At 45.3% G+C, this 11,288-nt stretch carries 5 protein-coding genes; 1 reads left to right on the top strand and 4 read right to left on the bottom strand.

Annotation, left to right across the window (positions count from 1 at the left end; genetic code table 11):
* Window positions 1-363: 363 nt before the first annotated feature.
* The 4 genes from WA256_RS20785 to arfA all read right to left on the bottom strand — a co-directional run bounded on the left by WA256_RS20785 (window position 364) and on the right by arfA (window position 8,555).
* The gene (locus WA256_RS20785) at window positions 364-2,997 is read right to left on the bottom strand and encodes a glycosyl hydrolase family 18 protein (RefSeq protein ID WP_335993259.1); all 2,634 of its coding nucleotides are present in this window, start codon (window positions 2,995-2,997) and stop codon (window positions 364-366) included.
* Between the two features lie 65 nt (window positions 2,998-3,062).
* Window positions 3,063-4,670 (bottom strand): lytic polysaccharide monooxygenase, encoded by a 1,608-nt coding sequence (locus WA256_RS20780; protein WP_335993257.1) that lies wholly within the window; start codon window positions 4,668-4,670, stop codon window positions 3,063-3,065.
* Between the two features lie 52 nt (window positions 4,671-4,722).
* Window positions 4,723-7,899 (bottom strand): glycosyl hydrolase family 18 protein, encoded by a 3,177-nt coding sequence (locus tag WA256_RS20775; protein WP_335993254.1) that lies wholly within the window; start codon window positions 7,897-7,899, stop codon window positions 4,723-4,725.
* A gap of 464 nt (window positions 7,900-8,363) precedes the next feature.
* Window positions 8,364-8,555, bottom strand: coding sequence for an alternative ribosome rescue factor ArfA (gene arfA / locus WA256_RS20770; RefSeq protein WP_054563243.1), 192 nt, complete (start codon window positions 8,553-8,555; stop codon window positions 8,364-8,366).
* Window positions 8,556-8,789: 234 nt separating this feature from the next.
* Between arfA and WA256_RS20765 the strand changes: the two genes are divergently transcribed.
* The gene (locus WA256_RS20765) at window positions 8,790-10,661 is read left to right on the top strand and encodes a monovalent cation:proton antiporter-2 (CPA2) family protein (RefSeq protein ID WP_062564743.1); all 1,872 of its coding nucleotides are present in this window, start codon (window positions 8,790-8,792) and stop codon (window positions 10,659-10,661) included.
* Window positions 10,662-11,288: the final 627 nt, after the last annotated feature.

Here is an 11,288-nt window from a genome sequence, read left to right as displayed (position 1 = left end):
TGAAAAACATTTTTTGCCAAGTCGATGCTAATTAGGTTAAATTTTGACATGTATGGATTCCTTATTGGTAAAAGTAAATGTTCAATCTCTTTATACCGTACTCACCCTATTTGGGGGAGGAGTCCATACATCTCCTACAAGGCTTAAATCGCTGAGAAGAACACTCGACCTGACCAACCCCACAGATCGACTGACCGCTGAAGGCTGAAAGCTGAAAGCTTCTTTCCCCTTTCCCCTTTCCCCTTTCCCCTTTCCCCTCGCTAACTTTACTCTTTCTAACTTCCCCCCACAAAAAAGCAGCCATAAGGCTGCTTTGAAGGGAAATCACATTTTAATGATGGGCATTAAGTGTGGTTATTACACTTAAAGTGCTTTCCATACATCCGCGACACCTGGCTCGTCTCCTTGAGTCCACCATTTCGCTTCGTATTTATTACCTTGGTAAGTGACTTGGTCGCCACCGTTGTAGATACCCGCAGCTTGCCACACAACATCACCGTTCCCATCGGTTGGTTGTGAAGTTGCTTCCCATGGGCCGCCTAAATCAGGGCGCTCACCTTGTGTCCACCACTTAGCGGTGTACTCTACGCCGTTATAAATCACCGTATCACCACCAACATAAGTCGCCGCTGCATCCCATGTGGTTTCACCATCTGGCGGAGTTGTTGTACCAGAATCTGTCACGGTGACATTAAAGCTCACTGCTGTTGCAGTTTGACCATCGCTTACCGAAACCGATACAACATAACTAGTATCTGCATCAACGCTACCCGCTTGTAAACTCACATCAGCACCAGAGCCCACTAACGTTAAGCCTGCTGGCACTGTCCAGCTGTATGAAAGCGTATCGCCATCAGCATCAGATGCCGAAACAGCCACGTCCACACTCGCGTCTTCTGCCACTGTTTTATCAGTAATTGCCGCAACAACCGGTGCTTGGTTCTCGCCTGTCGTTGGTGCTACTACATTCACTGTAACGTTACGGCTTACAATTTCCTCGCCATCGCTCACACTGACAGTAACCGTGTATTGCGTATCAGCACTCACTGATGGCGCTGTGATTACAAGGGTATTTGAATTTTCACCGGTTACTGTTAACGCACTGTCAGCTGTCCAGCTAAAGCTTAGCGGATCGTTATCAGCATCTGTTGCCGATGCACTAACAGATACACTTTCGCCAGAGTTAACAGATACAGTGCTTGATACAGATACCACTGGCGCTCTATTGCTAGGCTCAGTGACGGTACCACCAAGTGCCTCGTGCATGGCATTAAGAATATCGCCATTATCAGCATCAATTTCCCATGCAAACAGACCACCTAGATTATATTGATTAACATAAGCACCTTTTGCCAAAACAGAACGACGGTTATCGTATGTAATTAATTTACCGTTGCTACGGTTCCATACATAAGCGGCTTCGGCTTGTTCGTCATAACCTGTTTCAAACCCATTGATGCCATTTTCTGCAGCGCCCAACATGTAAGTTTTGATGCCTTTGTAATCAATAACACCGTCTTCCCATACGCCTTGCGCTGTAGTGCCTTTAAGTTTGCCGTTGCCTGGTGCTGTCATAGGGTTATCAGCGATAGTCGTGTTTTCTGGATAAACGCCTTCCCAGCCACGGCCATACATAGCGGCACCTACCACGATTTTCTTCGATGGTACGTTTTGCGCGAGTAGATTTTGCACTGCGTTATCAGTTGTGTAAGCAGGGCCTTTATATGGAACGCCTTCTTCATCAACACCCGTGCCATCACACTGACCAACACGGAAATGCGATGAACAATAAAGCGCAGCCTGATGGCCAGTTACATTGCTCCATGCACCATAGTAGTCGTAGCTCATTAAGAAAATGTAATCCATATATTGCTGAGCTTGTGAGTAGTCGACATCTTCAATTTTGTCGTAACCAGCACCAATCGCTGATGTTAACTCATACTCACGACCTGTCTCTGCTTCAAGCTTATCAAGCATCGCGCGCAGCTCTTGCATTAACGCAACGTATGCTGGGCCGTCAGCAACTGGGTCGCCTAAGTTTGGATTAGCACCCTGACCACCCGGGTATTCCCAGTCAATATCAACACCGTCGTAGAACTTCCACGTTCTTAAAAACTCTTCCATTGATGCAACAAACGTGTCGCGATTTGCTTTATCGGTAAAGTAGGCAAATGGGTCTGATAAAGTCCAACCACCCACTGATGGTAAAATTTTCAGATCAGGGTAGCGCTGCTTTAACGCCATTAACTGCGAATAAGTACCACGAATTGGGTCATTACTATCAACACCTGGTAGCGCTTTTTGAATCGCAGCCCATGGATCGTGGATCACCACTTCAAAATCTTGCGAGCCAGCACAGGCAGTATTTAGCGCGTTTTTAGGCCCACCTGTTAACGAGTCATTAGGTCCACAAATTGGAATAAACCCATACAAGATATGACTTAGGTTTTGCGCTGGTATATTGGTTACGTCGAAATCGCGACCATAAATACCCCATTCAACAAAGTAGGCACCGGTTACAAGGCCATCTTTAGTGCCAATATCTTGGTTATTTGGATCATAATCCATCGGCAATGGCGCTAAGTGACCGCCATCTGTATCGGCAATAACAATTGGCTTACCTTCACTGCGCGCACAGGTGGTACCGCCTTCACATAGTTCTACATATAATGTGTGACGACCTGCTTTATCATACGGGAAGCTAATAACACCACTTTTAGTGCCTGCTGCCAGCGAGCCTTCATTAACCAACATATCATCGAAATACACTTTATAGCTGTCGCCGCCGTCACCGCTCCATGCGTTCCATTCAATGCTGATAGTGACTTCATCAACGCGGTTCACCAAGCTCTTGTATGAGCCTGTACCTTCAAGATCAACCTCAACAAATGAGTACTCTTGTGGCTCCCAAATAATGGTTGGTGTTGAAGGTGCTGCATTTGCTGCACTTGCAAAGAGTGCAACACCAATGGCTGCGCTTAATTGTTTTATATTCATGATTCTCTCTTATCTGTTTTTATATAGCGTTACGCTGTTATTGATAAAGTTTGAACTACAAAACTTTAGATTTCTGTCCATACTTGGCTGGCACCCGGTACATCTCCTTGGGTCCACCACTGCGCTCGATAGCGCTGTCCTTGATAGGTTACTTCGTCGCCGCCTTGATAGGCTTTGCCGCTGTTCCATTCGATTGATGCACTGCCAGATTCAAGCTGCCATGCATCACTACTGTCTGGTTGTGCGCCTTGGTTCCACCATTTCGCGCTGTAGATTCCGCCGTTGAAACTCACTTTATCGCCCGTGTTGTATTGGCTTGTGCTATTCCAAGCAGGCACGCTCGGATCAACAGGATCAGGGTCGACCACAGTGCTATTAAGCACAGTCACGGTAAAACTTACTTGGCTTGTGAGCTCGCCATCTGACACCGATACACTTACGGTGTAACTTGTATCAGCATCTACAGCGGGGGCGTTTAGCGTGATGTTGGCATCATTACCCGTAAAGCTCAGTGGTGCAGGTACATCCCAGCTATAAGTTAAGGTGCTTTGCTGATCATCAAAGGCGTGCAGGTGTATCGCGGTGCTGCTCTCTTCTTCGACTTGAAGGTCATCTGGTTGATGAATTATCGGCGCGGTATTGTCAGGAGCTGCTTGTATGCTTAGTGCAAAGCTGTAGTTTGCATTCGTTGTAAAGACCTGATTAGTCATTAAATCAGACGCATCAAAGGCAATATCTCCGGCGCTATTTTGCACGCCAATATTAACTAAGTGCGCGTAATTAAGGTTTAACAACGCTGCAAATTCAGCCTGCCAATTAGCTTGATTATCAGCTGTGATCTGCATTTGTTGAGTAAGTAACTCTTGGCCATTTTCATCAAATAACCGAGCCGACACACTACCACCAACCTCAGCGTCTTGTCCTTGACGAACAAAGTAGCTAATTGCTGTCCAATCGCTTGGCTCTGTCGGGGTCGCATCGCTAACAATATTAATATCGCTACAGTTGTAGAAGCCTTCGCCACCGGCATCATCTCGTTGCCAACGCGTGTATAAAATGGCATCGCCACTGCGCCCTTGTGGAATCGATACGCTCATTTCATAGTAACGATCGTTGTTAGCGTCAATGCTAAAATCAAGATTGCCGTACTCTTCAACAAGCTCTAGATCATCCCAAGTAAGCACTTGAGTTGCACTATCAAAGCCCGGTTTTGTTAAATAAAACTGCCAAAAACTCGGGTTATGCGGCGTACTCGCTAAAAAGCGCACTAAAATATCGCCATTTGCATTAGGAATAACCTCACTGCGTTGCCAATGTGCTGAAGGTAAATCCATACCGCGTTTTTCTGGGTCGCCTGCGGCACATAATCGGCCATCAGGTACACTTTGTTTTACTGCTTCAAGGTCAGTGTAGTTAACCGTATTTGCCGAGTATTCAATGTCTTGCACAAACTGCACATGTCCTGCTTCAACAAACGCTGCGCGACAAGCAAGATTAGGGATCCCTGTACCATCAGCAGGCCACCAGTACCCGCCATCGGCATTACAAAATGCTTGGCGTGCCTTTGGGCTTTCTAAGAATCCGTGGGCATTCACATGGCTTGATGCACAGGCAATCAGCATGCTGGTTGCCACTGCCGATAAAGACAATGCCTTTGATTTCATTACTTTCATTGTTGTTCTCGCTGTAGAAATGCGGAGCAAAGTCCTTGCTCCGCTTAGTTGGTTAAAGCGTGCAACTCACCGTCCAGTCAGCAGATGTGCCTGGCTCTGTGCTCGTCCACCACTTTGCTTCGTAAATCACGTTGTTGTGATTCATTAAGTCGCCGCCAACAGCATGGCTTGGGTTACCAGCCCAGTCAGTTTGCGGCCAATTTGGATACACAGGGATGCTTGCTACATCAACACCATTACAGCTTCCCTCGCCACCCGTATCACCACCGGTATCACCACCGGTATCACCGCCAGTATCACCACTGCCTGCAGTGCCATCTGGTAGCATTGGGTATTCGTATTTAAAAGCGTAAGTTTTGCCATTTTTCTCAATAGTGAAATTAGTTGGCCCCGTAATTGGCATGTAGTACATAACTTGTGCCTCAACGGTTTCACCTGTGTTAAATGACTTTTCGATACCGCCCCACTCATTCACTAAGGTGATTGAAAAACGATGGAACTCATTTTCAAAGCCGCCGATATTATCGCCAGCTGCATTCGAGCCATTCGCTTCAACAGCCATGCCGAGCTTTTCTTGTGCATTCCAATTTGATTTGAAAATTGCCGAGGTAGAAACGGGCACATCAAAGCTGATTTTTGCGCCGCTTAAGTCGATATCTGAGTTATTGGTGAATGCGAATGTAGGTGAAATTGGGTAGTTATCATCACCAATTGGGAAGTCTTTCACTGTAAAGCTTACGTCTACAGCTTCGCTTGGCAGGGTAAAATCGACATTGCCTTGATGAGTGTTGTAAGCCACACCACTTTGGTTAAATTTATCGTAAGCAAGTGTGGTTAAGCTTGAGCCCATGAAGTACTCACCTTTCGCTGAGTCATAATCATAGTCACCAGCAAGCTCCCAGAACATAATGCCACCAAGGCCATTGTTGATAACATAATCAACTTTGGTTGCCATTGATTGCTCATCTTCAATTGATAAGAATACCTTTTTCTCTGCATTCCATAGCCATGGAGCAACCGCTACATCATCGTAAAAACGTGTGTAAGTACCCGTTAATACATCATCTGCATCGGTTTCTGGCGTTAGGCCATAGATTTCAAGGTAAGAAGGGTTAATGCCATTTTCGAGATTTTTCGCATGCCATAGCGGGTTCGAACCTGCTGGCATTTCTTCACCAACATCGTTCTTATCGTGCCATAGGTTATCTATGCCAAGTGCGCCATTACCGCATTGGTTTTTCTCACCAACGCCTGTCCCTTTAGCACATTTTGATTGATCTGGCAGCGCTGCTTGGCCCCATAAACCATTAGTACCGCCCGACACATCTTTAAAGCCACGGGTGTAATATGGAATACCAATATTGATTCGACCCGCAGAAACCGCACCGCGGAAGTAACGCACAGCCCAATCCGTATTTAAGTAACCGATTCCTTCAAACTCAGCGGTGGTATAAACGCCCCATTGCGCTAATTCAGAATCAAGACCAGTATCAAACAAGGCTGCGTTGTGGCCTACATGTGAATTCCATGCACCATGTAAGTCATAAGACATAATGTTAACGTAATCGAGATACTTCACGCTTTGGAATGTTTCCATGCCACGTAATAAGTAACCTGAAGATGGTGAAGCAATCGTTAACAAATAATGCTTACCAGCCTTTTCACCTGCAATATCAAGTTCTTCACGTAGTTTTTGCATCAATACACGATACGAGGCATTAAGACCTGCGCGACGCGCATTAGAGATAGGAAAATCATCAGGGTGGCCTGAGTCGTTCATTGACGATGGGTATTCGTAATCAATATCGACACCATCAAAACCGTAGGTTTCAATAAACTCAACCGCGCTTTTCGCAAAAGCATCAATTCCCGCTTGGTTCACAGAGCCATCGGCATTGGTTGTCATCGTGTAGAAACCACCGCTGTTTACGCGAGTACCGTCTTCACCAAAATAACCACCGGTTTCAGCCCAGCCACCTACAGAGATTAAGGTTTTTACATCTGGGTGTTGTTTTTTGAATTTATTGAGTAAGTTAAAGTGACCTGTGTAACTAAAGCTTGGATCCATTTCAGCGCCTGTTACGCCCGGCCAAGTCATGTTTGTCGCTGGGTTGCCAGCGGCATTTGGATCACCAATCGAGACCTTGTTATTGCCATCAACATGCGCAAAGGCATAGTTGATATGGGTGATCTTGTCCCAAGGAATATCGTTAACTAAGTAGCTTGGCTGACCATTGGCACCATTTCGCCAACTCGTAAAATAACCAATAACTCGGCGTGGATGATCGGCGCCCATTTTCTCGCGGCCATTTGTATCATACACACTACAGTATGGGGTATTCACACCCGGTGTTTGGTATAAGCCTTGCGGTTTACAATCGCTACCAGGTTCTGTTGCTTCAACAACATTAACAACTTTGCTTTGTGTATCCGTCGCGCCTTCGTTATCGGTCACCGTTAAGGTAAATGAAAATTGCCCAAGTGCTGGAGCCTGCCACGTATAACTTGAAGAAGCGGCACTTGCTTGATGAACTTCAGTGCTGTTTTCAGTTAACGATAACGCAGTCACTTGGCCATCGCTATCAGTGCCAGAAAGCGCAAACACCACACTGTCACCCACAGTTACTTGTGATGGCAGTGAGCTAAATTCAATGCTTGCCACTGGCGCTTGGTTAACCGGCTCAACGTCATCAGACACACTCACTGAATGTGCAACCGCTGTAGAGGTTAGCCCCAAATCATCCGTTGCGACCGCGCTTATCACATGGCTGCCTTGCGTTGCTTGCCAGCTCGCTGAATAAGGTGCGCTTGTCACTACACTCAGCGATGTACCATCAACAAAAAACTCTACACTTGCCACGCTACCATCAGGATCAGCGGCGACAGCGCTTATGACAACGCTGTCACTTGTGGTAAATAAAGAACCCTCTGCGGGTGTTAAGCTGCTAATTTGAGGTGCTTGATTCTCATTGACAACGCTGTCACAAACACCCAATAAACGCCACTCTTGATCGACACCAGAAGTCTCCACAGGGTTGGTTTGCGTCCACCACTTCGCTTCATAAGCGCTACCTTGTGCCTGAACCTGATCACCACCAACATGTGTTTGCCCTTGTTGCCACACTTCTAAGTTGCTGCAATCAATCGCAGCCTGTGCTGTAAAGCCGTATAAACCTAGTGACAGCGCACTCAGTTTAAAGGCATTTCTTATTAATTTATGCGAGCTCATTCGCTCCCTCCGCCCAAAGTTTTAATAACATTTATTTTACAAATCCAACTTTAAAGTAACACAAAGCGCTATTACGTCAAGCTTGTATTTACCTTTAAAGGGTAAAATAAACACACTTTTTGACGCGAGATTCAGTTAAAACCACTAAAAAAGAATTAATTATTTTTATCAACAAGCAAAAACGAGGATGATTCTACCGAGTAAGAATGAACACAAAGTTAACAATATTTTAACCATGGAAAGCACGGCACTTCTGGCTTGTATAAAAAACAAGCAACGTTTGTGTGAGGGTAGGCGAAAATAATTACCGTATCGATTATGGGTATATAACGAATAAATTAGTTTTCAGGTAATAATTTCTATAAAAATAGAGTGAAAATTATTCTTAACACGAAATTTAGTCATAAAAAAAGCAAACACTCAGTGTTTGCTTTTCACAAAAATCCTATTTGATCACAACTTAATTAAGCAGCGATTAAATAGGACTCTCGTCCTGCATGTTTTGCCTTACGTTGATATGCACCTTTACCTTTTTTAGGCTTCTCTACTTTTGCTGTGAACAGCTTAGATGTCACCATTGCGGCGTACACATTATCGTTAATGACACCGCGACCAGTATCTACTTGGCCTTGTGTGCGTTGTTTCTTTTTGCTCATTTTTTGCTCCTATTAAATGTGTTGCGAGTATATACCTAGCCTAGCGCTACGCAAGTATTTTTAAGGAAAAATCGATGATTTTTTACCCCTTACTTTGTCTTACTCGTTTTGACTAAACACCATGCCTTGTTGTCATTTTACTGACTAAATTCGTATTTTGATTGCATTCACTACCTAACTGCTGGCAAAACTAGCGAAAACAACCATAGTTAATTAAAAACAAACAGGATTACGATGACTGACTTTCTCTTAATCGCCTATATATTCCTCATTGCAGGCATTATCGCCGTGCCTATTGCCAGCAAATTTGGGCTTGGCTCTGTGCTTGGCTATTTACTCGCAGGTATTGTTATTGGGCCAACACTGACATTTTTAAATGTTGATGTGATTGCCATCCAGCATTTTGCTGAGTTTGGTGTAGTAATGATGCTGTTTATTGTTGGCTTAGAACTTGAACCCAAAGCGCTTTGGTCAATGCGAAAACAGCTTATTGGCCTTGGTGGCGGACAAGTGATTTTATCAGCTGCCGCGTTTACTGGGATTGGTTTAGCATTTGGCCATGCTTGGCAAACAGCACTTACAATAGGCTTAATTTTATCGCTTTCATCGACCGCGATTGTGCTGCAAACGCTTTCAGAGCGCGGGCTATTAAAATCAGATGGTGGCCAAGCCTCATTTAGCGTACTACTCACCCAAGACATAGCCGTTATTCCTATGCTTGCGTTTATTCCCTTGCTTGCTTTACCTGAATTAGCACCCGCCATTGCAGGTACAGCCCATGCAAGCGAAGACGGTCATGGTGGTTTGAGTTTGGTAGCAAACCTTGAGAGCTGGCAAGCAGCGCTGGTTACTTTAGGTATGATTACGCTCGTCGTTTTTGGCGGTAACTACTTAACCGCACCGATTTTTAGATTTGTTGCACAAGCACGGCTTCGCGAGCTATTTACCGCTACAGCCTTATTCTTCGTGATTGGTATCGCTTTGATGATGTCATTAGTTGGCTTATCACCTGCACTTGGCACCTTTTTAGCGGGTGTTGTGCTTGCAAATTCACCTTATAAACATGAGCTTGAAAGTAATATCGATCCCTTCAAAGGGCTATTACTTGGATTATTCTTTATCACCGTTGGCGCAAGTATCAATTTTCAATTACTCGCAGATAACCTAGCTACCATCGTGCTATTAACCGGCGCACTGATTGCAACTAAAACAGTTGTGCTATTAATTTTAGGCCGCATTTTTGGCTTAAGAGGCGCCGCACTTTGGTTGTTAGCACTAGGGCTTGCACAAGCTGGTGAGTTTGGTTTTGTACTACTGGCTTACAGTGTGTCTAATAATGTTTTAGCCGCAGCCGTTGCCGACCAACTATTACTGGTTGTGACCTTATCAATGCTGCTTTCGCCGGGGTTATTTATTCTCTATCAACGTGTGATAGCACCGCGCTTTATTTGTGAGCAAGCAGGAAAAGAAACAGAAGAGTTCCCTGATGATAGCCATGTGATCATCGCAGGCTCAGGCAGAATGGGTGGGCTGGTTGACCGTATTTTACAAGCTGGCGGCTATAAAACCACCGTGATTGATTACAACTACAAACAACTTGAGGCCCTTGAGCGTGTTGGTATTCGTAACTTTTTTGGTGATGCCACTCGACCAGATCTACTCAGTGCTGCAGGCATTGAAGATGCAAAACTGCTGGTTGTTGCGCTTGATGATGCCGAACAAATCACTAAATTAGTTCGCTATGCGATGCAAAATTACCCGCATTTACATGTGGTTGCCCGCGCCGTAGACCGCCATCATGTATACGATTTATGGGCTTACGGCTGTCGAGATATTATTCGCGAAACCTACGACAGCACCATGCGCATGGGCCGTTCATCATTTGAAGCACTCGGTATTGAACGAGAAAAAGCCCAAGAAATGGTCGATATTTTCAGTGAGTTTGATAAAGAAATGCTACGAGAAGCTGCCGATGTCTACGAGATCGGCGTGCCATTCGAAGAAAACCATGCCTATATCGAACGTATCACCAAATTATTCGATGAAAAAGAACCCGAAATAAAACAACAAATGCGCGAGATATGCGAGCGAGTTAAAAGGGACTAGGTTCGAGGGGCTAGGGGCTAGGGACTAGGAGCTAGGTTCGAGATGCGAGGTGCGAGGTGCGAGATGCGAGGTGAGAGATGTGAGGTACGAGATGCGTGGTGAGAGATACGAGATACGAGAGTAAACGCGATATAAATCTGATGCGTTCGTAGGAATGGCTTTAGCCATGAGCTCTCAAACACCACACAAATGTAAAACTAGTAGACGTAGGCGTGAAATTTATTTCGCGCGCCATGCAAGCATAACGCCTACGTAGCTAGGTTCGAGGTTCGAGGTTCGAGGTTCGAGATACGAGGTGCGAGATACGAGAGTAAACGCGATATAAATCTGATGCGTTCGTAGGAATGGCTTCAGCCATGAACTCTCAAACACCACACAAATATAAGACTACTCGACGTAGGCGTGAAATTTATTTCGCGCGCCATGCAAGCATAACGCCTACGTAGCAGCGGCTTTATTCCGCGCCATTGGTGAGGGATGTGAATTATGAGATGAGATGTTCGAGGTGTTAGGAGCTAGGAGCTAGGTGCGAGATGCGTGGTGAGAGATACGAGATACGAGAGTAAACGCGATATAAATCTGATGCGTTCGTAGGAATGGCTTCAGCCATGAGCTCTCAAACACCAC

It is taken from the genome of Pseudoalteromonas sp. CH_XMU1449-3, from assembly GCF_037027245.1.
GTDB lineage: Bacteria > Pseudomonadota > Gammaproteobacteria > Enterobacterales > Alteromonadaceae > Pseudoalteromonas > Pseudoalteromonas shioyasakiensis.
The sequence above is the reverse complement of the archived record's forward strand: the minus strand, read 5'-3'. Positions and strand labels throughout refer to the sequence as shown.

Bases quoted from the DNA above. Each gene is read 5' to 3' on its own strand.
- WA256_RS20765 (WP_062564743.1), top strand. From the start codon at position 8,790: ATGACTGACTTTCTCTTAATCGCCTATATATTCCTCATTGCAGGCATT.
- WA256_RS20785 (WP_335993259.1), bottom strand. From the start codon at position 2,997: ATGAATATAAAACAATTAAGCGCAGCCATTGGTGTTGCACTCTTTGCA.
- arfA (WP_054563243.1), bottom strand. From the start codon at position 8,555: ATGAGCAAAAAGAAACAACGCACACAAGGCCAAGTAGATACTGGTCGC.
- WA256_RS20775 (WP_335993254.1), bottom strand. From the start codon at position 7,899: ATGAGCTCGCATAAATTAATAAGAAATGCCTTTAAACTGAGTGCGCTG.
- WA256_RS20780 (WP_335993257.1), bottom strand. From the start codon at position 4,670: ATGAAAGTAATGAAATCAAAGGCATTGTCTTTATCGGCAGTGGCAACC.